16 protein-coding genes, 4 tRNA genes, 3 rRNA genes and 1 riboswitch are annotated in these 24,369 nt (G+C 51.9%); of the genes, 4 read left to right on the forward strand and 19 right to left on the reverse strand.

Annotated features, from left to right (window positions below; genetic code table 11):
• Positions 1–909, forward strand: a complete 909-nt coding sequence (locus tag AC3ISQ_RS20885; RefSeq protein ID WP_489349613.1) for a LysR substrate-binding domain-containing protein — start codon at positions 1–3, stop codon at positions 907–909.
• Positions 910–988: 79 nt separating this feature from the next.
• On the opposite strand, the gene ltrA is transcribed toward AC3ISQ_RS20885, so the two are convergent.
• The gene (ltrA, locus tag AC3ISQ_RS20890) at positions 989–2,140 is read right to left on the reverse strand and encodes a group II intron reverse transcriptase/maturase (protein WP_489349615.1); all 1,152 of its coding nucleotides are present in this window, start codon (positions 2,138–2,140) and stop codon (positions 989–991) included.
• A gap of 186 nt (positions 2,141–2,326) precedes the next feature.
• Entirely contained in the window at positions 2,327–3,802 is a 1,476-nt protein-coding gene (ilvC, locus tag AC3ISQ_RS20895; protein ID WP_489349616.1) for a ketol-acid reductoisomerase, read from the reverse strand.
• 168 nt (positions 3,803–3,970) lie between these two features.
• Between ilvC and ilvY the strand changes: the two genes are divergently transcribed.
• Positions 3,971–4,855, forward strand: a complete 885-nt coding sequence (gene ilvY / locus AC3ISQ_RS20900) for an HTH-type transcriptional activator IlvY (RefSeq protein ID WP_489353422.1) — start codon at positions 3,971–3,973, stop codon at positions 4,853–4,855.
• Here the strand turns inward: ilvY and AC3ISQ_RS20905 are convergent.
• The 7 genes from AC3ISQ_RS20905 to ilvL all read right to left on the reverse strand — a co-directional run bounded on the left by AC3ISQ_RS20905 (position 4,850) and on the right by ilvL (position 12,127).
• Positions 4,850–5,551 carry a DUF2461 domain-containing protein gene (locus AC3ISQ_RS20905; RefSeq protein WP_489349618.1) on the reverse strand — a complete coding sequence of 234 codons (702 nt, stop codon included), beginning with the start codon at positions 5,549–5,551 and terminating at the stop codon, positions 4,850–4,852. The genes ilvY and AC3ISQ_RS20905 overlap by 6 nt on opposite strands.
• Positions 5,552–5,559: 8 nt before the next feature.
• Positions 5,560–7,104, reverse strand: a complete 1,545-nt coding sequence (gene ilvA / locus AC3ISQ_RS20910; protein WP_489349620.1) for a threonine ammonia-lyase, biosynthetic — start codon at positions 7,102–7,104, stop codon at positions 5,560–5,562.
• Between the two features lie 4 nt (positions 7,105–7,108).
• Complete coding sequence (gene ilvD / locus AC3ISQ_RS20915; RefSeq protein ID WP_489349622.1) at positions 7,109–8,959, reverse strand: dihydroxy-acid dehydratase; 1,851 nt, start codon at positions 8,957–8,959, stop codon at positions 7,109–7,111.
• Positions 8,960–9,037: 78 nt separating this feature from the next.
• A complete protein-coding gene (ilvE, locus tag AC3ISQ_RS20920; protein WP_489349624.1) occupies positions 9,038–9,964 on the reverse strand; it encodes a branched-chain-amino-acid transaminase in 927 nt (308 codons plus the stop codon).
• 23 nt (positions 9,965–9,987) lie between these two features.
• On the reverse strand, positions 9,988–10,245 hold the full coding sequence (ilvM, locus tag AC3ISQ_RS20925; protein ID WP_489349625.1) for an acetolactate synthase 2 small subunit: 258 nt from the start codon (positions 10,243–10,245) through the stop codon (positions 9,988–9,990).
• Positions 10,242–11,888 (reverse strand): acetolactate synthase 2 catalytic subunit, encoded by a 1,647-nt coding sequence (ilvG, locus tag AC3ISQ_RS20930; RefSeq protein ID WP_489349626.1) that lies wholly within the window; start codon positions 11,886–11,888, stop codon positions 10,242–10,244. Before ilvG ends, ilvM begins: the two co-directional genes overlap by 4 nt.
• Before the next feature lie 140 nt (positions 11,889–12,028).
• Positions 12,029–12,127, reverse strand: coding sequence for an ilv operon leader peptide (gene ilvL / locus AC3ISQ_RS20935; protein ID WP_015962288.1), 99 nt, complete (start codon positions 12,125–12,127; stop codon positions 12,029–12,031).
• Between the two features lie 292 nt (positions 12,128–12,419).
• On the opposite strand from ilvL, the gene AC3ISQ_RS20940 reads away from it, so the two are divergent.
• Positions 12,420–13,943, forward strand: a complete 1,524-nt coding sequence (locus AC3ISQ_RS20940) for a YifB family Mg chelatase-like AAA ATPase (protein ID WP_489349628.1) — start codon at positions 12,420–12,422, stop codon at positions 13,941–13,943.
• A 30-nt stretch (positions 13,944–13,973) separates the two neighbouring features.
• Here AC3ISQ_RS20940 and AC3ISQ_RS20945 read toward each other — a convergent pair whose 3' ends face one another.
• On the reverse strand, positions 13,974–14,312 hold the full coding sequence (locus AC3ISQ_RS20945) for a MaoP family protein (protein ID WP_489349630.1): 339 nt from the start codon (positions 14,310–14,312) through the stop codon (positions 13,974–13,976).
• A gap of 119 nt (positions 14,313–14,431) precedes the next feature.
• Between AC3ISQ_RS20945 and hdfR the strand changes: the two genes are divergently transcribed.
• Entirely contained in the window at positions 14,432–15,259 is an 828-nt protein-coding gene (gene hdfR / locus AC3ISQ_RS20950) for an HTH-type transcriptional regulator HdfR (RefSeq protein WP_489349632.1), read from the forward strand.
• A gap of 184 nt (positions 15,260–15,443) precedes the next feature.
• Here the strand turns inward: hdfR and AC3ISQ_RS20955 are convergent.
• The 9 genes from AC3ISQ_RS20955 to btuB all read right to left on the reverse strand — a co-directional run bounded on the left by AC3ISQ_RS20955 (position 15,444) and on the right by btuB (position 24,036).
• A tRNA-Trp gene (locus tag AC3ISQ_RS20955) sits at positions 15,444–15,519 on the reverse strand.
• A gap of 53 nt (positions 15,520–15,572) precedes the next feature.
• Positions 15,573–15,649, reverse strand: a tRNA-Asp gene (locus tag AC3ISQ_RS20960).
• Positions 15,650–15,735: 86 nt separating this feature from the next.
• Positions 15,736–15,851: ribosomal RNA gene (gene rrf, locus AC3ISQ_RS20965) — 5S ribosomal RNA — on the reverse strand.
• Positions 15,852–15,956: 105 nt separating this feature from the next.
• Positions 15,957–18,866: ribosomal RNA gene (locus AC3ISQ_RS20970) — 23S ribosomal RNA — on the reverse strand.
• Between the two features lie 217 nt (positions 18,867–19,083).
• Positions 19,084–19,159: transfer RNA gene (locus tag AC3ISQ_RS20975), tRNA-Ala, on the reverse strand.
• Positions 19,160–19,296: 137 nt separating this feature from the next.
• Positions 19,297–19,373, reverse strand: a tRNA-Ile gene (locus AC3ISQ_RS20980).
• Between the two features lie 74 nt (positions 19,374–19,447).
• Positions 19,448–20,989: ribosomal RNA gene (locus tag AC3ISQ_RS20985) — 16S ribosomal RNA — on the reverse strand.
• The 16S, 23S and 5S rRNA genes sit together here with 4 tRNA genes alongside, the layout of an rRNA operon.
• A gap of 373 nt (positions 20,990–21,362) precedes the next feature.
• Complete coding sequence (murI, locus tag AC3ISQ_RS20990; RefSeq protein WP_489349634.1) at positions 21,363–22,226, reverse strand: glutamate racemase; 864 nt, start codon at positions 22,224–22,226, stop codon at positions 21,363–21,365.
• Positions 22,171–24,036 carry a TonB-dependent vitamin B12 receptor BtuB gene (gene btuB, locus AC3ISQ_RS20995; RefSeq protein ID WP_489349636.1) on the reverse strand — a complete coding sequence of 622 codons (1,866 nt, stop codon included), beginning with the start codon at positions 24,034–24,036 and terminating at the stop codon, positions 22,171–22,173. Before btuB ends, murI begins: the two co-directional genes overlap by 56 nt.
• 68 nt (positions 24,037–24,104) lie before the next feature.
• Positions 24,105–24,309, reverse strand: a riboswitch (cobalamin riboswitch).
• Between the last annotated feature and the right edge of the window lie 60 nt (positions 24,310–24,369).

Here is a 24,369-nt window from a genome sequence, read left to right on the forward strand (position 1 = left end):
ATGCTGGAACAACAAAGCACGCTCGCACTGCTGCAAAGCTTCGAAGTCGCAGCACGGCACATGAGTTTTACCCTAGCCGCTAAAGAGCTTAATCTGACTCAGGGAGCGATGAGTCACAGGATACGATCACTAGAAACTTTGCTAGGGTTTCGACTGTTCATCAGAATGACTCGTAAACTGGCTCTGACAGAAGAAGGGGATCGCCTGCTGGCAACGCTCAGCCATTCCCTTCGTATCATCGGTGATGAAATTGAAGATATCCGCAGTCAATCTTTACGCGGAACACTCCATATAGGTGTTGCCCCAACCTTTGCCCAATGCTGGCTGATGGAAAGATTGCCTGAATTCCAGTCCATCTGGCCCGGTATCAATCTGAAGATCAAAGTTCGTGCTGGCGTCATGGAGTTTCACGATGAGCGGGTAGATTTGGCAATTTATTACGGCGCTAGCCGCTACGCTGATTTACATCAGGAACGACTTTTTGACGAAGAACTGATCCCGGTCTGCTCGCCCGATTACTATCGGCAAAAAGGTTTAGCGGATGCAAAAAACCTGAAGGACGTCTGTTACATCCATACCAATGAATCCACTGATAACCAGGAGCCATTTTCTGAATGGCGTATCTGGTGCGAATGTCATGACTTGGCAATTCCCTACCGAAAACAGCATTACAGTTTTAATCATTACCATATGGCAATCCAGGCGGCGGAAAGTGGCATCGGGATCCTAATGGGCCGGAAAACATTGATTCAACCCTTGCTGGACAGTGGGGTCTTTGTTGCGCTCAGCGAGCATTCTATCCCTTCCGGTATGGGGTACGATCTTATCTACCCAGAGGAAAACAGCGATAGAGTACGCTTCAAGGCTTTCATCGAGTTTTTGAGGAGGCAGATACCTGCAACGCAATAATAATCGAGTAGGAGGCGGGATCACTCCCGCCGTCCTCTCACACCACCGGGTATACGGTTCCGTACCACGGCGGTTCATATTAACGCTGGAATTGCCGATGCATTTCCAGCAGTGATGCCAGTCCCATTGCGTTGAACAGACTTGCTTTGCACGCCTGATTCATATGACTGGCTCCCGAGTTCCACCACGCTCCACGCTGGTTGTACGCCGATCTCCACGCTCTGGATTCATCCAGCCCTGCCTTCATCAGCATTCTCGCTCGCGTATAAGGCCTTTTCCATTGTCGCCATAACAGGCAACGCAGTTTCCTCCTTACCCAACCATCCAGCTCTTCCAGCACGCCTTTCACTTCTGTCAGACGGAAGTAGCTTATCCAGCTTCGTAATACCGGGGTGAGTTCATTGATTGCCTTTCTGAGCGAGCGCGAACAGTTTCCCGTCACCAGACCCCGGATTTTATCCTTCAGTCTGCCGATGCTACTGCACGATATCTTCAGCCGGGCTTGTTTATGCCACGTAAAACTGTAACCCAGGAACTTTCGCTCCCAGGGGCGCGCCACTGCACTTTTCTCTGTATTTACCTGCAACTTCAGTTTATCCGATAAGAACTCACTGATTTCGCTCAGTAAATGCTCGCCTGCCTGACGACTGCTTACATAGATATTGCAGTCGTCTGCATAACGACAGAACCTGTGCCCACGGCGCTCCAGTTCTTTGTCCAGCTCATCCAGCAGGATATTCGACAGCAACGGCAACAACGGGCTCCCTTGCGGCATCCCCCTGTCTCGTTTTAACACCACATGTCCCGCCACCTCATCCGCCTCCAGATAACGACGGATAAGTTTCAGTAACCGCTCATCCTTGATTATCCGTGCCAGTCGCGACATCAATATGTCGTGGTCAACACAGTCAAAGAACTTCTCCAAATCCATGTCGACAACCCACCGTTTCCCGCTCTGAATGTACTGCTGTGCCTGTTGCACTGCCTGCCATGCATTACGGTTCGGTCTGAAGCCATAGCTTGATGAAGAGAAATTGGGTTCTACATAGGGTGTTAACGTCTGTGCGATTGCCTGCTGGATTAACCGGTCTGCCACCGTCGGTATGCCCAGTGTCCTGACCCCGCCATTCGGTTTGGGGATGTCCACTTTGCGTACCGCTCGCGGCAGGTAGCTACCCGCTATCAATGATTCTCTGACGCTGACCCAGTGTTGCTTCAGATCCCACCTCACGATGGGCACCCTTGCCGTTCAGCTAACACTTCCCCTTGCCGGGTGTGTAGAGGACTTTCACCTCCAAGTCGCCCTTTGACCACCATAGTCAACGGACAGCGCTTGTCAGGGCGCTACGCGCCATGCCCGGCGCACAATATAGAAAAGGCCAGCGTCTGCTGGCCTTATTCATATCACTTGCCGCGATTAACCCGCTACAGCAATACGTTTCATATCGGTCATATAGCCACGCAGTTTGCGGCCTACAGATTCGATTGGGTGGTTACGCACTGCTTCGTTCACATCACGCAATTGCGCGTTGTCTACTGCGGTACCAGCGACAGATTTACCCAGATCGCCAGCTTGCAGGGTAGTCATGAACTCTTTCAACAACGGCACTGCGGCGTAAGAGAACAGATAGTTACCGTATTCTGCGGTATCAGAGATAACCACGTTCATTTCATACAAGCGCTTACGTGCGATAGTGTTCGCGATCAACGGCAGCTCGTGCAGTGATTCGTAGTAAGCTGATTCTTCAATGATGCCGGAATCCACCATCGTTTCGAACGCCAGTTCAACACCCGCTTTAACCATCGCGACCATCAGTACGCCATGGTCAAAGTATTCTTGCTCGCTGATTTTACCTTCAAACTGTGGTGCGTTCTCGAACGCGGTTTTACCGGTTTCTTCACGCCAGTTCAGCAGGTTTTTATCATCTGCTGCCCAGTCCGCCATCATGCCGGAAGAGAACTCGCCAGAGATGATGTCGTCCATGTGTTTCTGGAACAGCGGAGCCATGATCCCTTTCAGTTGCTCCGACAGTGCATAAGCACGCAGTTTAGCTGGGTTAGACAGGCGATCCATCATCAGAGTGATACCCCCCTGCTTCAGTGCTTCGGTGATGGTTTCCCAACCGAACTGAATCAGTTTTTCAGCGTAAGCCTTGTCGGTACCTTCTGCCACCAGCTTGTCGAAGCACAGCAGAGAACCGGCCTGCAACATACCGCACAGGATGGTTTGCTCGCCCATCAGGTCAGATTTAACTTCTGCCACGAAGGAGGACTCCAGTACACCAGCACGGTGGCCGCCAGTCGCTGCTGCCCATGCCTTGGCAATCGCCATGCCTTCGCCTTTCGGATCGTTTTCTGGGTGAACCGCGATCAGCGTTGGTACACCGAAGCCACGCTTGTATTCTTCACGCACTTCGGTACCTGGGCACTTCGGCGCGACCATCACCACGGTGATGTCTTTACGGATTTGCTCCCCCACTTCAACGACGTTGAAACCGTGAGAGTAGCCCAGTGCAGCGCCGTCTTTCATCAGCGGCTGTACAGCGCGAACTACAGAGGTGTGCTGTTTGTCTGGCGTCAGGTTAACTACCAGATCGGCTTGAGGGATCAGCTCTTCGTAAGTCCCTACTTTGAAGCCGTTTTCGGTCGCTTTACGCCATGAAGCACGCTTCTCGGCAATCGCTTCTGCGCGCAGAGCGTAGGCGATATCCAGACCGGAATCGCGCATATTCAGACCTTGGTTCAGACCCTGAGCACCACAACCGACGATCACGACTTTTTTGCCTTTCAGGTAGCCCGCTTCATCCGCGAATTCGTCACGTGCCATAAAGCGGCATTTACCCAATTGCGCCAACTGCTGACGCAGGTTCAAAGTGTTGAAATAGTTAGACATGGTGGTACTCCAGTAAGATGTTGTGTCGATTATTATGTTCACTTCCCCGCCCTGTCTGTGCGGAGATTCGTTAGACCCAATGTATAACAGGAATCGTGTTGCTTAAATTGATATATTACGAATGTTGTGTTGCAATTTATGAAACGTTATTACTGCGAGCGTACTGATATGAATTTGCGCGATCTGAAACTGTTTTTGCATTTGGCGGAAAGCCATCACTTTGGCCGTACCGCCAAGGCGATGCACGTCAGCCCTTCCACGCTTTCACGTCAGATCCAACGGCTGGAAGAGATTCTCGGTCAGCCGTTGTTCCTGCGTGACAACCGCACCGTGCAACTCACCGATGCCGGTGAGCAATTGAAAGGCTTTGCCCAACAAACGCTCTTGCAATATCAGCAACTGAAACATTCACTCGGTCAGCACGGCCCTTCGTTGAGTGGCGAGTTGCGTCTGTTCTGTTCAGTAACGGCGGCCTATAGTCATTTGCCACCGATCCTCGATCGCTTCCGTGCTCAGCATCCTTTGGTCGAAATCAAGCTAACCACTGGCGACGCCGCCGATGCGGTAGATAAAATCCAATCCAACGAGGCCGATCTCGGTATTGCTGGCCGCCCAGAAACCCTGCCTAACAGCGTCGAGTTCACCAAGATTGGTGAGATCCCACTAGTATTGATCGCCCCGGCGTTACCCTGCACAGTGCGTAGTCAGGCGCTGGCAGCCCAACCGGATTGGCCGAATATTCCGTTTATCCTGCCGGAGCATGGCCCTTCACGAAAACGTATTGAGTTATGGTTCCGTCGTCAACACATCACGAACCCGTTGATCTACGCGACTGTTGGCGGGCACGAGGCGATTGTTTCCATGGTCGCTCTGGGTTGCGGTATCGCGCTGATCCCTAGCGTGGTGGTAGATAACAGCCCAGAACCGGTGCGCAACCGCATTTCACAGTTGGACAATATCTCGATGGTCGAGCCGTTCGAATTGGGTGTTTGTGTGCAGAAAAAACGCCTCAGCGATCCACTCATTGAGGCGTTTTGGCATTTGCTGTCATAGATCTGCCGGATCGATTTGCTTCATCGCTTCCACCCGCATCAACCAGTGGTAGAGCGGTTCCAACTGTTGGAAGCCCTGCGCCAATCGTTCGGTCAGATGCGGACTAAATAACTGTTCAACCGCGGAGTCAGTCACCATCACCGCAAACGATTTACGGTGGTACCAAGTAGATATTTCCGCAGGTAGATCTTTAACTAACAAGCGTTTGTAGCTTTCCCCCACCAGTTCGAAGGGAGGCTGGCAGCACTCGGCGGCTTCCAAAAACTGCTGTGGTTGGCGTTGCAGCGTATGGCGGAACAGATCCATCGTTGGTTTGTTGGCGCTGTAATAACCCAGCCCATACCGTAACAAATCGGGCCCCAGCTCGAAAAAATAGACCGGTGCATCCTTCCAGTCTTTGCTCGGACGCTTGAAGGTCAACCACATGCGACTACGGTAGCGCGATTTATCATGTGAAAAACGCGTATCGCGATGGATACGCGACAGCGTTTTGCCAATGGCAGGCCGGGTTTCAAACTGCGGATCGATAGCGAGCATCGTTGGAGCCAGTTGCTCCACCAGCGCCCGGAACGGTGTCAGTAATTCGCTATCATAAACGCCGCGATGAGCCTCGAACCATTCCTTATCGTTTTCAATCCGCACTTGCTGCAGGAAATTCAGCCCTTCCTGACTAAAACCAGTAAATTGCGCTGCCATGCGTTTTCTTATCCCTGCAAGAAGAAACGGAATGCCGGGTTATCAGTTTCGTTGTGACAATCGTAACCCAACGCGGTTAGATGCTGCTCAAACTCCGGCTCAGTTTGCGATAGTTCGAAACCTGCCAGAACCCGGCCAAAGTCAGTGCCGTGGCTACGGTAGTGGAACAGCGAAATGTTCCAGTGAGTACCCAGCGTTTGCAGGAACTTGAGCAACGCCCCCGGCGATTCCGGGAACTCAAAGCTGTACAAGCGCTCACGCAGTGGTTTGGAAGGACGCCCACCGACCATATAACGCACGTGCAGCTTAGCCATTTCGTCATCAGACAGATCGACGACCTGATACCCACCCGCGTTAAGATCGGCGAGGATCTCCTGCCGTTCAGTATGACCGCGTGTGAGGCGCACACCGACGAAAATACAGGCGCTGTCAGCATCGGCATAACGGTAGTTGAACTCCGTCACCGAGCGCCCGCCCAACAGTTGGCAGAATTTAAGGAAACTACCTTTCTGTTCTGGGATGGTGACCGCCAATAGTGCTTCTCGCTGTTCGCCCAATTCACAACGCTCTGACACATAACGTAAACCGTGGAAATTCAGGTTAGCGCCGGAAAGTACATGTGCCAGACGTTCGCCCTGAATATTGTGCTGCTGAACATATTTTTTCAGCCCAGCCAACGCCAAAGCGCCGGAAGGTTCGGCAATCGCCCGCACGTCTTCAAACAGGTCTTTCACCGCTGCACAGATAGCATCGCTGTCGACGGTAATGACGTCGTCCAGATATTCACGACACAGGCGGAAAGTTTCATCACCGATGCGCTTCACCGCGACGCCTTCGGCAAATAAACCGACACGCGGCAGATCAACGGGCTGCCCAGCATCCAACGCCGCACGCAAGCAAGCAGAGTCTTCCGCTTCCACGCCGATCACTTTGATTTGCGGCATCAATTGCTTGATCAACACCGCCACACCAGCAGCTAAACCGCCACCGCCGACCGGGACGAAAACGCGATCCAGATGTGCGTCCTGCTGTAGTAACTCCATCGCCAACGTACCTTGCCCGGCGATCACCGCCGGATGGTCGAACGGTGGCACGAAAGTCATGCCCTGCAAGCGGGAAAGCTCGATAGCCTTGGCTTTGGCTTCGTCAAAATTGGCACCGTGTAGCAACACTTCGCCGCCGAAACTGCGCACCGCATCAACTTTAATATCCGCGGTCGCCACTGGCATTACGATCAGCGTGCGGATGCCTAAACGACTGCCGGATAACGCCACGCCTTGCGCATGATTACCTGCCGAAGCCGTGATCACACCGCGTGCTTTTTGCTCTTCATCTAGACCGGCGATCATCGCGTAAGCCCCGCGCAGTTTGAAACTGTGCACAGGTTGGCGATCTTCACGCTTTACCAGAATGGTATTGCCCAGACGCGAAGAAATTTTATCCATGGCCTGCAACGGGGTGACTTGCGCCACCTCGTACACCGGCGAGCGGAGCACCGCTCGCAAATATTCCGCGCCACAAGGGGCATCGGGTAAAGGTTGTGATACCGCCATGGTGCTAGCCTCCCAGCTTGCTCTTGTCGCGCACTGCGCCTTTGTCCGCGCTGGTCGCTAATGACGCATAAGCACGTAACGCGAAGGAAACTTGGCGCTCGCGGTTATGCGGCGTCCAGGCTTGTTTGCCACGTGCGAGTTCCACTTCGCGACGAGCCGCCAGTTCGCTGTCTGCCACATCCAACACCATGCCGCGATGAGGAATATCGATGTCGATCATGTCGCCATCTTTGATCAGCGCAATTAGACCGCCGCTAGCAGCTTCTGGAGAGACGTGACCAATCGACAGACCGGATGTACCACCAGAGAAGCGTCCGTCGGTGATCAACGCACAGGCTTTACCCAGCCCCATGGATTTCAGGTAAGTGGTCGGATAGAGCATTTCCTGCATCCCCGGCCCACCTTTCGGTCCTTCGTAACGGATCACTACCACGTCGCCCGCAACCACTTTGCCGCCGAGAATCGCTTCTACCGCGGCGTCTTGGCTTTCATAGACTTTGGCTGGACCACGGAAGGTCAGGTTATCTTTATCCACACCCGCCGTTTTCACGATACAGCCGTCTTCGGCCAGATTGCCGTACAGCACCGCCAAACCACCATCTTGGCTATAGGCGTGCTCACGGGCGCGGATACAGCCTTCTTGGCGGTCGGTATCCAACGAATCCCAACGGCAATCTTGTGAGAAAGCCTGAGTGGTACGGATACCCGCAGGACCCGCGGAGAACATCTTCTTCACGCTTTCGTCTTTGGTCAGCATGACATCGTAAGCTTCCAACGTTTGTGGCAGTGTCAGCCCCAACACGTTATTCACTTCACGGTTGAGCAACCCAGCACGATCCAATTCGCCGAGGATACCAATCACACCGCCTGCGCGGTGGACGTCTTCCATATGGTATTTTTGGCTGCTCGGCGCCACTTTGCACAAATGTGGCACTTTGCGTGACAGACGGTCGATGTCTTCCATGGTGAAATCAACTTCACCTTCCTGCGCCGAAGCCAGCAGGTGCAATACAGTGTTGGTCGAGCCGCCCATCGCGATATCTAATACCATCGCGTTTTCGAACGCTGCTTTATTGGCGATATTACGTGGCAACGCGCTTTCGTCGTCTTTCTCGTAGTAGCGCTTGGTCAGTTCAACGATGCGTTTACCGGCATTGAGGAACAGATCTTTACGGTCGGCGTGCGTTGCCAGTAATGAGCCGTTACCCGGCTGCGACAGCCCCAGTGCTTCGGTCAGGCAGTTCATCGAGTTGGCGGTGAACATACCGGAACAGGAACCGCAGGTCGGGCAGGCGGAACGTTCGATCTGCTCGCTATCGGCGTCGCTCACATTCGGGTTCGCGCCTTGGATCATCGCGTCTACCAGATCCAGCTTAATGATCTGGTTAGACAGTTTGGTTTTGCCCGCTTCCATCGGCCCGCCAGAAACGAAGATCACCGGAATATTTAAGCGCAGCGACGCCATCAGCATCCCTGGGGTGATTTTGTCGCAGTTGGAAATACACACCATCGCATCCGCGCAGTGGGCATTGACCATGTATTCCACTGAATCGGCGATCAGCTCGCGGGAAGGCAGGGAATAGAGCATACCGCCGTGCCCCATCGCGATACCGTCATCCACGGCGATGGTATTGAATTCTTTCGCCACGCCGCCGGAGGCTTCAATCTGCTCGGCAACCAGTTTACCCAAATCGCGCAGGTGTACGTGGCCCGGTACGAACTGGGTAAAGGAGTTAACGACGGCAATAATCGGTTTGCCGAAATCATCGTCGGTCATCCCAGTCGCGCGCCATAATGCGCGGGCACCCGCCATATTGCGGCCGTGGGTGGTGGTGGCGGAACGGTACTTAGGCATGCTCTTTTCACTCCAAATATATTCTGTTTGTTGGGCGGCGAACGAACCGCCCCTGTCTGTCGTTATCGGTTATAGATTCTATGGATTTACGGGGTCCAGCCAGCCGTATTTGTCTTCTGTTTTACCGCTGAACAGGCCAAAGAATGCCTGTTGGATCTGCTTGGTAATAGGGCCGCATTTGCCGATGCCGACTTGAATGCCATCGACACTGCGCACCGGAGTAATTTCTGCCGCCGTGCCGGACATAAACACTTCATCCGCCAAGTAGAGCGATTCACGTGATAGCACCTGCTCACGGACTTCGAAGCCCATATCTTTCGCCAGTTTGATGATGGCGTCACGGGTAATGCCCGGCAGAGCCGAAGAGGTAAATGGCGGAGTGAAGATAACACCGTCTTTCACTTCGAATAAGTTTTCGCCCGCACCTTCGGAGATATAACCGTGTACATCCAGTGCGATACCTTCCTGATACCCATGACGGCGCGCCTCGCTGCCGACCAATAACGAGGAGAGATAGTTACCGCCCGCTTTAGCTGCGGTTGGGATAGTGTTAGGTGCCACACGGTGCCAAGAGGAAACCATCGCATCGATACCTTGATCCAACGCTTCTTCACCTAAATAAGCGCCCCAAGGGAAAGCCGCGATGATCACATCAGTTTTATAACCTGCTGGCGGGTTGACGCCCATACCCACATCGCCGACAAACACCAGTGGACGAATATAAGCACTGGTTAGATTATTTTTACGTAGCGTCGCACGGCAAGCTTCCATCAACTCATCAACGCTTTGCGTGACCGGCATACGGTAGATTTTTGCCGAATCATGCAGGCGCTGCATATGCTCACGGTGACGGAACACCACCGGTCCTTTGTGGGACTCGTAACAACGAACCCCTTCAAACACCGAAGTCCCGTAGTGCAATGCGTGCGACATTACGTGCACTTTGGCATCAGCCCAAGGAACCATCTCACCATTGAACCAAATATAATCGGCTTTCTTCGTCATTTGCGGTTTATCCTTTTCACGCTTTAAGCGCGTATCTGTTGTGATGTGGGCTGCTGGATCTCAACGCTGGAGACATCCATCAGTTTGCTCAACTGAGATGACAGTAGATCCACTGAGCGTTGGCTGGCAACGGTCAATTCAATATTTATGTCACCAGCATGCGCCGCCGTAGCCATATTCATAGCACAAACCTGGAAACCACGATGGCGTACCACGCGCAATACGCGCTCTAACATTTCTGGGCGGAAGCGAGCTTGGATCGAGAGTTGATGCTGCATCATGACATTTTCTCCAACATGGTTTCGTTACCAGCACCCGGTGGCACCAGCGGCCAAACGTTCTCAAGTTCATCAATGGAAACATGCAGTAAGTAAGGCCCTTTGCTGTTCAGCAAGGCATTAAGTGCATCTGCCACTTGGTCTTTACAGGTAATACGTTGGCCGGGGATGCCAAAGGCATTCGCCAACATCAGGAAATCAGGGTTATCGGACAAGTTGGTTTCGCTATAGCGAGCATCAAAGAACAGCTGCTGCCACTGACGCACCATGCCTAAACGCTGGTTGTCTATCAGCAAAATCTTCACCGGCAGTTGTTTGCGTTTGATGGTGCCCAACTCCTGCACGTTCATCATGAAAGAACCATCGCCAGAAACGCAGATCACCATATCTTCCCGGCGTGCCATTTGTGCCCCTACTGCCGCAGGTACGCCAAAACCCATGGTGCCCAAACCGCTGGAGGTGATGAAGTTTTCCGGGCGATCGAAGGTGATGTGTTGTGCGCTCCACATTTGGTGCTGACCCACATCGGTGGTCACTACCGTATTGGCAGGCATGCGTTCGGACAGTTGTTTCAGCAACAGTGGCGCATAAATCGGTTGCCCCGGGTGGTCATAACGCCACGGATGATCGGCTTTCAACGCAGCAACTCGCTGCTGCCACGGTTCGATGTGTAACGGCTGTTGTAACGCAGGCAACAGCGCTTTTAAATCGCCCTGCAATGCCACATGCGCCTGACGCAGTTTGTTTAATTCGGCAGGATCAATATCCATGTGGATGACTTTGGCGTGTGGAGCGAAAGCGTTCAGTTTACCGGTGACGCGATCGTCGAAGCGTGCGCCGATAGCAATCAACAGATCGCATTCTTGCACCGCAAAGTTAGCGGCTTTGGTACCATGCATCCCTAACATTCCGAGATAATACGGATGGTTAGCATCAGGAGCACCCAGCCCTTTCAACGTCGCCACAGCAGGAATACCGGTCATGGCAATAAACTCGCGCAGTTGCGGTACCGCCTGCGCCATGCCCACACCGCCACCGACGTACAGCATTGGTTTGTCCGCTACAGCCAGCAGAGCGGCGGCTTGTGCTAATTCAGCTTCTGGATATTCCAGCACGTCTTCCACTGGCATCAGATGCGGGGGCAGATCACCTTGCGCCAATTGGATGTCTTTCGGAATATCAATCAATACCGGCCCCGGACGTCCACTGTTAGCAATGGCAAAGGCCTCGGCCATGATGCCCGGTAAAGCCTCCAAAGACTCCACCAAGAAACTGTGTTTGGTACAGGCCAGTGACAACCCTAAAACATCGATCTCCTGAAAAGCATCGGTACCGATTAACGCAGAACCCACTTGCCCGGTGATGGCAACTACGGGTACAGAATCCATCAATGCATCCGCTAACCCGGTGATCAAGTTAGTGGCACCCGGCCCCGAAGTCGCAATACACACGCCGGTTTTGCCGGTCGAACGTGCATAACCAATCGCCGCCATCGCCGCACCTTGCTCATGGCGACACAGTAGGTGTTCCACCCCTCCGTCATACAGCGCATCGTAAACCGGCATGATCGCACCACCCGGATAGCCGAATACCGTATCCACTCCCTGTGCACACAACGCTTGAACTACCCACTGAGCACCTGTCATGGTTATTCCCCTGCCTGATGGCGGGAAGTGCAGGATTTTATTCTGTTAGTCATTTTTGCCTCTTGCTCACTTTTCTCTTGCCAATAAAAAACCCCCGGACCTTTCGGTGCGGGGGTTTTCTTGCGATTCCGGCTTGTTTTCTAAGCCATTCTTCGTCCAAGTGCAGCCCCGCACGGTGGGATAATAATCACCACCACGCTAATCACGACTAGGCTAATCACTTGGGCAAAGGCTTTCATAATTGGGTTGTTCACTGTGCTCGTTTCGAACTAATACCTACAGAGGTACCATAGTCACTTGCACCGTGACAACTCTTTTTTTGCGTTATTATTCGACGCCTTCTGGTCGTACCTCGAACAAATTGTCGGGATTTCAGTCGGTAACTGGCAAACCGCGAAGCTGCTCGCAAAAAAATTCATTGCGGTGAAACAGGCGAATTTTAATTGCGTAACGTTACGCAATCCCGCAAACACAGCCACACATCGAGAACAAAAATCCACCATCATGCTACTTCCAGCTAAGGAGAGCAGCATGTCACTGGCAATTATCTATACGCGCGCCACCATCGGCGTCCAAGCACCTTCGGTTACGGTAGAAGTGCATATCAGTAACGGATTACCCGGCCTTACATTGGTTGGCCTACCAGAAGCCACGGTGAAAGAAGCTCGCGACCGGGTGCGTAGTGCGCTGATTAACAACGGTTTCACTTTTCCCGCCAAACGCATCACGGTTAACCTCGCTCCCGCTGATTTACCCAAGGAAGGGGGGCGCTACGATTTACCTATCGCTTTGGCGATCCTCGCCGCTTCAGAGCAAATCCCGGCGGATAAACTGACAGAGTATGAGTTCCTGAGCGAGCTGGCACTTTCAGGGGCGTTACGGGGAGTGAAGGGAGCCATTCCTGCAGCGATGGCGGCAACCGAGGCTGGGCGGCAATTGATTCTATCAATGGAAAATGGCAATGAAGTCGGGTTAATTCCTCAAGGAAATATTCGCGTTGCGGAGCATCTATTAGAAGTTTGCGCTTTCTTGCAGGGGCAAAAAGATCTCCCCAAAGCCATTGCTCCACCGGCAGCGAGTACTGTGCCAGAGATCCATGATCTGCAAGAGATTATTGGTCAGGAACAAGCAAAGCGTGCATTAGAGATCGCCGCGGCCGGTGGGCATAATCTATTGCTACTCGGGCCACCCGGAACAGGCAAAACGATGCTGGCCAGCCGCCTCAATGGCCTATTACCTCCTCTGACTGACCAGGAGGCGCTAGAAAGCGTCGCCGTTGCCAGTCTGCTGCATCACACTACCGAAGTCCTGCCGTGGCGTCAGCGCCCCTTCCGGGCTCCACATCATAGCGCTTCAATGAATGCCTTGGTGGGTGGTGGCTCAATACCTCGACCGGGAGAAATCTCGATGGCCCATAATGGCGTGCTGTTCCTGGATGAATTACCCGAATTTGAGCGACGGGTATTAGATTCTTTGCGCGAACCGTTAGAGTCTGGAGAAATTGTCATTTCGCGCGCCAGTGCCAAAGTGTGTTTCCCCGCTCGGATACAGCTCATTGCCGCCATGAACCCCAGTCCAACAGGACATTATCAAGGCGTGCACAGTCGAACGCCACCACAACAAACCTTACGCTATCTGCGGCGACTCTCTGGACCGTTTCTCGATAGATTTGATTTATCAATTGAAGTGCCGCTGTTGCCACCCGGAATGCTGAGCAAGCAGCGTCCTTTAGGTGAGAGTAGTCAACAAGTACGAGAACGAGTTTTACTTGCACGTGAACGACAACTGGCACGGGCAGGAAAGATCAATGCGTTGTTAAACAATCGTGAAGTCGATCGGGATTGTCATCTCAATACTGAAGATGCCGAATACCTTGAAGTCACATTGAACAAACTAGGATTATCCGTTCGCGCCTGGCAACGCATACTCAAAGTGGCTCGTACATTGGCTGACTTAGCCGGAGAGGAACACATCGCCCAAAAACATCTCGGGGAGGCTTTAGCTTACCGCAGTATGGATCGCTTGTTGCTGCGCCTACACCAAAGTGTGGAATGAAAAATGGGGCTAAATAGCCCCAATCAATGCTTAATCGTCACTGTCGGTATAATCTTCCACCGCATCAGCCTGCGGTTTGCCACCTGACAGAGTATGGAATTTTTTCGGACGGCGAGTGCGCGTCAGATATTTGGCCCATACTTTTTCCTGCTCTGTTACCGGTTCACGTTCCCCATGACACACTGCGACGAACAACTGTTCTTCTTCAGTGGCTGGCTGGCGTTTCCCAGTATCCAGTTCATTAAACGCATAGCCGAACCTTTCTAGCAATTGCGCTTCTTTAATGGTGAAATCGCCATGGCGGGAAAACCCGCGAGGATAATGTTTATTATCAAAAAAACGATTAGTTGTGATAAAGCTATCCGCCATTTGACACGCTCCTAATTCTCTTCTGGTCGTGCTGTTTATGGCGCGGAGTATTAGATAGGCTTGACATCGTGTAAAACAAAACATTTAAATCTTAACGACAAAATTTTTTGGAGATAGGCGTGGATACCGAATTACTGAAAACCTTTTTGGAGGTCAGTAGAACACGACACTTTGGCCGAGCCGCAGAATCCCTGTATTTGACACAGTCCGCAGTGAGTTTTCGCATCCGTCAGTTGGAAAATCAATTAGGTGCAAATTTGTTCACTCGCCATCGTAACAATATCCGCCTAACCCCAGCAGGAGAGCGATTACTCCCTTATGCTGAAAGTCTGATGAACACCTGGCAGTTGGCAAAAAAAGAGGTGGTACGCTCTCTTCAACATACGGAGCTTTCGATCGGAGCTACAGCATCGTTATGGGAAGCTTATCTGACACCATGGTTACAATCGTTTTACCAACAACGGGATTCGTTGCAATTAGAGGCACGAATTGCTTTGCGTCATTCGCTAGTAAAACAATTGCACGAACGGCAGCTTGATCTGCTGATCACGACTGAGCCGCCAAAAATGGATGAGTTGAGTAGCCAGCTGTTAGGTAACTTTTCGCTACGTCTATTTTCTTTCGGTCAGCACGATGTTTCGACACATATACCCTATATCAAATTGGAATGGGGGGCAGACTTTCATCAGCAAGAAAGCCGAATGCTAGATGGGGATCATGTCCCCGTATTGACGACCACATCCGCCCATTTAACGAGGCAATTGCTGGAAACGACCGGGGGATGTGCCTTCCTTCCCAGCCAATGGGAGCGTGAGTATCCACAACTTGTTGCAGTAGCTGATGTTCCCACCATCATTCGACCGTTGTATGCCGTTTGGTTGCAGAATAGCGATCAGCAACCTCTTATCCGTCAGTTGCTGAAAATACCGTTAAATACCGAGACCTGAAGCCTTATAAGCGCTTTTGAGCAACATCTTGTGTCTTATCCTATCCGCACAGCCAAACGCTTTCATTCACCTCTGGAAGTTGGAAAAACGGTAAGGGAGGGGAGAACACTGGAGAAGATCAATTAGGATAGGTAAAAAGTAGAAAGCAAAAAAAACCCTTCGCTTTCGCAAAGGGTTCTTAAAATGGCAGGGGCGGAGAGACTCGAACTCGCGACACCCGGTTTTGGAGACCGGTGCTCTACCAACTGAGCTACGCCCCTAAATACTGCTTAACATTATGCCTGCTAAACGAAGCAGGCATAATTTAAATAAGTGGCGGAACGGACGGGGCTCGAACCCGCGACCCCCTGCGTGACAGGCAGGTATTCTAACCAACTGAACTACCGCTCCACCGATTCTTTCACGTGGTATCTCAAGATACCGGCAAACTCACGTTCGCCTATTACCAGATGTCACCCTGATAACGTTTATTTGATGCCTGGCAGTGTCCTACTCTCGCATGGGGAGACCCCACACTACCATCGGCGCTACGGCGTTTCACTTCTGAGTTCGGCATGGGGTCAGGTGGGACCACCGCGCTATCGCCGCCAGGCAAATTCTGTTTCATTCTTGGCCGTTACTCTCGTAACCACCAGAACCAATCTGTAAACTCGCTGAAAATTAAAATACAATCTCACCAAAACACCTTCGGTGTTGTAAGGTTAAGCCTCACGGTTCATTAGTACTGGTTAGCTCAATGCATCGCTGCACTTACACACCCAGCCTATCAACGTCTTAGTCTTAAACGTTCCTTTAGGTGACTCAAGGTCACAGGGAAGACTCATCTCGAGGCAAGTTTCGCGCTTAGATGCTTTCAGCGCTTATCTCTTCCGCATTTAGCTACCGGGCAATGCCATTGGCATGACAACCCGAACACCAGTGATGCGTTCACTCCGGTCCTCTCGTACTAGGAGCAACCCCTCTCAATCTTCCAACGCCCACGGCAGATAGGGACCGAACTGTCTCACGACGTTCTAAACCCAGCTCGCGTACCACTTTAAATGGCGAACAGCCATACCCTTGGGACCTACTTCAGCCCCAGGATGTGATGAGCCGACATCGAGGTGCCAAACACCGCCGTCGATATGAACTCTTGGGCGGTATCAGCCTGTTATCCCCGGAGTACCTTTTATCCGTTGAGCGATGGCCCTTCCATTCAGAACCACCGGATCACTAAGACCTACTTTCGTACCTGCTCGAGCCGTCACTCTCGCAGTCAAGCTAGCTTATGCCTTTGCACTAACCTCACGATGTCCGACCGTGATTAGCTAACCTTCGTGCTCCTCCGTTACTCTTTGGGAGGAGACCGCCCCAGTCAAACTACCCACCAGACACTGTCCTCAATCCAGATTATGGACCAGAGTTAGAACATCAAACATTAAAGGGTGGTATTTCAAGGTTGGCTCCACGCAGACTGGCGTCCACGCTTCAAAGCCTCCCACCTATCCTACACATCAAGGCTCAATGTTCAGTGTCAAGCTATAGTAAAGGTTCACGGGGTCTTTCCGTCTTGCCGCGGGTACACTGCATCTTCACAGCGAGTTCAATTTCACTGAGTCTCGGGTGGAGACAGCCTGGCCATCATTACGCCATTCGTGCAGGTCGGAACTTACCCGACAAGGAATTTCGCTACCTTAGGACCGTTATAGTTACGGCCGCCGTTTACTGGGGCTTCGATCAAGAGCTTCGCATTGCTGCTAACCCCATCAATTAACCTTCCAGCACCGGGCAGGCGTCACACCGTATACGTCCACTTTCGTGTTTGCACAGTGCTGTGTTTTTATTAAACAGTTGCAGCCAGCTGGTATCTGCGACTGGCTTCAGCTCCGAGAGCAAGTCTCTTCACCTAATGCCAGCGTGCCTTCTCCCGAAGTTACGGCACCATTTTGCCTAGTTCCTTCACCCGAGTTCTCTCAAGCGCCTGAGTATTCTCTACCTGACCACCTGTGTCGGTTTGGGGTACGATTTGATGTTACCTGGAGCTTAGAGGCTTTTCCTGGAAGCTTGGCATCAACTACTTCATCACCGTAGTGACTCGTCATCACGCCTCAGGGTTCGATAAGAGAACGGATTTACCAATTCTCTCCCCCTACACGCTTAAACCGGGACAACCGTCGCCCGGCTAGCCTAGCCTTCTCCGTCCCCCCTTCGCAGTAACACCGAGTACAGGAATATTAACCTGTTTCCCATCGACTACGCTTTTCAGCCTCGCCTTAGGGGTCGACTCACCCTGCCCCGATTAACGTTGGACAGGAACCCTTGGTCTTCCGGCGTGCGGGTTTTTCACCCGCATTATCGTTACTTATGTCAGCATTCGCACTTCTGATACCTCCAGCAGCCCTCACAGACCACCTTCTACGGCTTACAGAACGCTCCCCTACCCAACAACGCCTAAGCGTCGCTGCCGCAGCTTCGGTGCATGGTTTAGCCCCGTTACATCTTCCGCGCAGGCCGACTCGACCAGTGAGCTATTACGCTTTCTTTAAATGATGGCTGCTTCTAAGCCAACATCCTGGCTGTCTATGCCTTCCCACATCGTTTCCCACTTAACCATGACTTTGGGACCTTAGCTGGCGGTCTGGGTTGTTTCCCTCTTCACGACGGACGTTAGCACCCGCCGTGTGTCTCCCGTGATAACATTCTTCGGTATTCGGAGTTTGCATCGGTTTGGTAAGCCGGGATGGCCCCCTAGCCGAAACAGTGCTCTACCCCCGAAGATGAGTTCACGAGGCGCTACCTAAATAGCTTTCGGGGAGAACCAGCTATCTCCCGGTTTGATTGGCCTTTCACCCCCAGCCACAAGTCATCCGCTAATTTTTCAACATTAGTCGGTTCGGTCCTCCAGTTAGTGTTACCCAACCTTCAACCTGCCCATGGCTAGATCACCGGGTTTCGGGTCTATACCTTGCAACTAGACGCCCAGTTAAGACTCGGTTTCCCTACGGCTCCCCTATTCGGTTAACCTTGCTACAAAATATAAGTCGCTGACCCATTATACAAAAGGTACGCAGTCACCCCCATAAAGAAGGCTCCCACTGCTTGTACGTACACGGTTTCAGGTTCTATTTCACTCCCCTCGCCGGGGTTCTTTTCGCCTTTCCCTCACGGTACTGGTTCACTATCGGTCAGTCAGGAGTATTTAGCCTTGGAGGATGGTCCCCCCATATTCAGACAGGATGTCACGTGTCCCGCCCTACTCATCGAACTCACAACTCATGCCTCTTCGTGTACGGGACTATCACCCTTTACTGTGCGACTTTCCAGACGCTTCCACTGAGACACAAACTGATTCAGGTTCTGGGCTCTTCCCCGTTCGCTCGCCGCTACTGGGGGAATCTCGGTTGATTTCTTTTCCTCGGGGTACTTAGATGTTTCAGTTCCCCCGGTTCGCCTCATACGACTATGTATTCATCGTATGATAGTGCAACGTATTGCACTGGGTTTCCCCATTCGGGTATCGTCGGTTATTGCGGTTCATATCACCTTACCGACGCTTATCGCAGATTAGCACGCCCTTCATCGCCTCTGACTGCCTAGGCATCCACCGTGTACGCTTAGTCACTTAACCTCACAACCCGAAGGTGTCTTCTGTCAACAGAGAACACATCGCATTGCTACATTTGAGAGACTCTATGACGGGTTAGTCCTTATCCCAGTACTGCTACGGAGGGATAAGTTTCAGCCGTCATGTTTCAATTTTCAGCTTGTTCCAGATTGTTAAAGAGCAAAATACTTCGCAGCATACTGTCGCCAGTACACTCTGAAGTATTATTACAAGACGTATATGGTGGAGCTAAGCGGGATCGAACCGCTGACCTCCTGCGTGCAAGGCAGGCGCTCTCCCAGCTGAGCTATAGCCCCATACAGTCGTGCACAGGAATACCGTTTGATTTACCATTACATCCCGAAGAATGTAATTTTTGCTCAGGCAAGGCGTGAGGTTGCGACGCATAGTGAACTATGCGAGCCAACCGAACAACGCAGCATGGGCGAAAATTTGGTAGGCCTGAGTGGACTTGAACCACCGACCTCACCCTTATCAGGGGTGCGCTCTAACCACCTGAGCTACAAGCCTATAAAGGTATTTCCTGCTCGTTACTTTTTCATCAGACAATCTGTGTGGACACTGCACAGTCAAACATCTTTAGGTAAGGAGGTGATCCAACCGCAGGTTCCCCTACGGTTACCTTGTTACGACTTCACCCCAGTCATGAATCACAAAGTGGTAAGCGCCCTCCCGAAGGTTAAGCTACCTACTTCTTTTGCAACCCACTCCCATGGTGTGACGGGCGGTGTGTACAAGGCCCGGGAACGTATTCACCGTAGCATTCTGATCTACGATTACTAGCGATTCCGACTTCATGGAGTCGAGTTGCAGACTCCAATCCGGACTACGACGTACTTTATGAGGTCCGCTTACTCTCGCAAGTTCGCTTCTCTTTGTATACGCCATTGTAGCACGTGTGTAGCCCTACTCGTAAGGGCCATGATGACTTGACGTCATCCCCACCTTCCTCCAGTTTATCACTGGCAGTCTCCTTTGAGTTCCCGGCCGAACCGCTGGCAACAAAGGATAAGGGTTGCGCTCGTTGCGGGACTTAACCCAACATTTCACAACACGAGCTGACGACAGCCATGCAGCACCTGTCTCACAGTTTCCGAAGACACAGCTCTATCTCTAAAGCCTTCTGTGGATGTCAAGAGTAGGTAAGGTTCTTCGCGTTGCATCGAATTAAACCACATGCTCCACCGCTTGTGCGGGCCCCCGTCAATTCATTTGAGTTTTAACCTTGCGGCCGTACTCCCCAGGCGGTCGATTTAACGCGTTAGCTCCGGAAGCCACGCCTCAAGGGCACAACCTCCAAATCGACATCGTTTACAGCGTGGACTACCAGGGTATCTAATCCTGTTTGCTCCCCACGCTTTCGCACCTGAGCGTCAGTCTTTGTCCAGGGGGCCGCCTTCGCCACCGGTATTCCTCCAGATCTCTACGCATTTCACCGCTACACCTGGAATTCTACCCCCCTCTACAAGACTCTAGCTTGCCAGTTTCAAATGCAGTTCCCACGTTAAGCGCGGGGATTTCACATCTGACTTAACAAACCGCCTGCGTGCGCTTTACGCCCAGTAATTCCGATTAACGCTTGCACCCTCCGTATTACCGCGGCTGCTGGCACGGAGTTAGCCGGTGCTTCTTCTGCGAGTAACGTCAATGCTGAATGCTATTAACATCCAACCCTTCCTCCTCGCTGAAAGTGCTTTACAACCCTAAGGCCTTCTTCACACACGCGGCATGGCTGCATCAGGCTTGCGCCCATTGTGCAATATTCCCCACTGCTGCCTCCCGTAGGAGTCTGGACCGTGTCTCAGTTCCAGTGTGGCTGGTCATCCTCTCAGACCAGCTAGGGATCGTCGCCTAGGTGAGCCATTACCTCACCTACTAGCTAATCCCATCTGGGCACATCCGATGGTGTGAGGCCCTAAGGTCCCCCACTTTGGTCCGTAGACGTTATGCGGTATTAGCTACCGTTTCCAGTAGTTATCCCCCTCCATCGGGCAGTTTCCCAGACATTACTCACCCGTCCGCCGCTCGTCACCCGAAGAGCAAGCTCTTCTGTGCTACCGCTCGACTTGCATGTGTTAGGCCTGCCGCCAGCGTTCAATCTGAGCCATGATCAAACTCTTCAATTAAAAGCTTGATTTGCTTCAACTCGTGAAGCGATGCTCAAAGGTTACTGTATGAATTTTACTTCATGTGTCACTCTTCAAGGCTTGATATTCATTTGATGCTCGAAAGCATCTGGATATCATCTTGTGAGTGCCCACACAGATTGTCTGATAAATTGTTAAAGAGCAGTGCCGAGCAAAGTCATCGGCGCGGGCTGCGAATACTACGCTTTTCACCCGTAGAGTCAAGCATTTGTTTCGCTGGACTCTCACTTACCGAGCGGCTTGGAAGCCGTTGTTCCCGGTCAGTGGAGGCGCATTATAGGGAGTTCTCCGAAGGCCGCAACCCCTAATTTCAATTTTTTTTCCAACCGTCGAAGTTTTAATCAAAGCGTGATTAAAGTGGTAATTTTTTCAACGCTTTGAAGCCATAACTTTGTAAAACGGGCAATAAAGCATCAGTATCATCATTTAATGCCATGCAATACGCCAAATTCTCTTCCTGGCTCGACACCAAATTTTCCTGAGTCGAGATAAGCCAAGCGGTACGACGAGCAATTGCTGCACCGGAATCCACCAGCCGGGTGCCTTCTGGCAATACCTGCAACAACTCATCAGCTAATAGAGGAAAATGGGTACAGCCCAAAACCACCGTGTCCGGTGGCTCACGCATATTCAGCCACGGTGACAAAATCTTCTTCAACACCGCCAAAGAAACTTCTTCACCATGCAGTTTGGCTTCCGCCAGCTCCACCAGTTCGGCCGAACCCAGCAATTCAATCTTGCAGTCTTTGGCAAACTGCGCAATCAGCTCATGGGTATAACCACGTTTTACGGTGCCACGCGTCGCCAGCAGACCAACAACGCCATTGGCGGTCAACTTGGCCGCGGGTTTAATCGCAGGAACAACCCCGACAACCGGGAAGGTAAAACGCTCACGCAGAGCAGGCAAGGAAACCGTGCTCGCTGTATTGCAGGCAATAATGACGATAGCTAGAGGATGACGTTGTTGTACCGCGCTAACGATTTCCAGCACGCGCTCAACAATAAACTCTTCGGATTTCTCACCATAAGGAAACGCCACATTATCGAAAGCGTATATATAGTGGAGATCCGGCAGTAACTGCCGAACCTCTTGGTACACCGACAATCCGCCGACACCGGAATCAAAAACCAGCGCCGTCGGACGTGGAGTCGCGGGGGCGTTAGAAGGTATAGCTTCCAGTGAGGTAGTATTCTCTTCCTGGAGTCGCGTAGCCATATGCCGTCTCATAATCTTTATCAAACAGGTTGGCGATTCTACCACGAACTGTCAGATGAGAGGTGACCGGATACGAAACGGCGAGATCCCACAGGCTAACTCCACCGAGCTTCACTTTCTCGTAGGTCACATAGTCGGTGTCATAACGTTCACCCAGATACTGATAAGTGACTGCCCAGTCGAAGTCATACACCTGCCAGTCCAACTCATACTTCACCTGCTGTTTGGCACGACGTTGCAGTACTTCATTGGTTTTGGCATTACGTGGATCGACATAATCGTAACCGATATGGTGAGTCAGCGGCCCGGTATCAAATGAGGCCGTGGCTTCAACACCTTTAATGGTGGCTTTACCTACGTTGTAAAAGACGTAATTGGTTTGATTGGTTGAATCGATCAGGTTGTCGATATCATTACGATAACCTGACACACGCCAAGTCACTGGCCCGCTCAGCCCTTCAAAGCCCCCTTCCCACTGTTTACTTTCTTCCGGTTTCAGGTTGCTGTTACCGCCATAGCTGCCATACAACTGGCTCATGCTAGGCGCTTTAAAGGCGGTACCGTAAGAGGCGATAAAGCGATAACCTTCGACAAACTCCCAAGCGGCGCTGGTCTGCCAAGTACCATGACGACCGAACTCAGAGTTATCATCACCACGCACCGAGCCTTCTAATGTCAGTGGGCCAAACAGTTGCTGTGCGGTCAGATAGATACCGGTATTACGTTGGCTCTGTTCTTCTGCCACGGAAGCGGTGTTAGGTTTGATCTTCTGATCTTGCCAGTCTGCCCCCGCGCTAACGGTACCGTGCCAAATCTGTAAGGTATTGCCCCATTGCAGATTGTACTGTTCGGAATCATCCAACGACGCGGAACTATCGTACTGCCCCAAACGCGGATCGTAGTTGTAATCTTTGCTGTGGCTATAACTGCCGATCAATTGGGTCGAGTAAGCACCTTCGTTATAACGCAGGCCAGTATCCCACGTTTGGCTATAGAGCTTGCGGGTATCCACCAGCGGAGCCGTTGGCGAAGAATAGTAGGCATCATAGGCCGTGCGGTTGTCGTAACCGTAGCCCCGGACAAAACCACTGATCGCGTCGCTAAACTTATGCTCCACTGCGCCGTACAGCGACTTACTCATGAAACCATCGCGATCCTGCTGGCTTTGCATCCCAGTGCTACCGTAGGCCACCACGTCATAGCCTTTACTGTAGGTGTAATCGCCCGCCAACGTAGCAACCGTGTTATCGCCCAGTTGTTGCTGGGTTGAGGCGTCATAAGCCTGATAACCGTTAGAACCAATACCCGCCGAAAGTGTGGTGCCGTTCTTTTCGCGAGTAGTAATAATGTTCACTACCCCGCCGATGGCATCGGAACCATATACCGCAGAACGCGGGCCACGGATATATTCAACTTTTTGTACCAAGGAGATAGGGATTTGGCTCAGATCGGAGGAACCACTTATCCCAGCCTGATTCAAACGGATACCATCGATCAGTATCAGCACATGGCTGGAATTGGTACCGCGAATAAATAGAGAGCTTTTTTGCCCCAGTCCACCGCTTTGTGCCACATCGACGCCAGGTAGACGACGCATCACATCGGTCAGGCTTTTTGCTTGCCAGCGGTCGATATCATCACGGGTGACGACGGAGGTGGGTGCCAGTACGGAAGACACCGGCTGCGAGAAACGGTTGGCGGTGACGACTAAATTATCGCTGTTATCAACGGCGTTGCTATCCTGCGCCCAGCTAGAAAAAGCCGTGATGGAAGAAACCACCGCCAGCAGTGTATTTTTTGTAATAGTCATGAAAAAGCATCCAAACTTAATGGGTGGATGCCGCAGGATCACGATCGGTATTGCGCGACGATCGTGGACATTGCGACGTAACACCGGCAGGTTTTCGGGCTTGGGATTTGCTGTAATCAGCACCTAGCGATGACTTCCCATCCAGCAGTGGACAGTGTCTGCATCTATGTAATGCTATCGCCGTGACTTCCCCTTACCGCTGCGCGTCAGCTCTGGATTTTCACCAGATTCCCTTTTCACTCGCTGCTTGAGGCCGGACGGCAATGCTACAATCAATGTAAATAGATGTCTAGACAGCCATTAATGTTACAAATATTAAACACGACAAAACTG

The organism is Serratia sp. KH_031 (assembly GCF_057839655.1).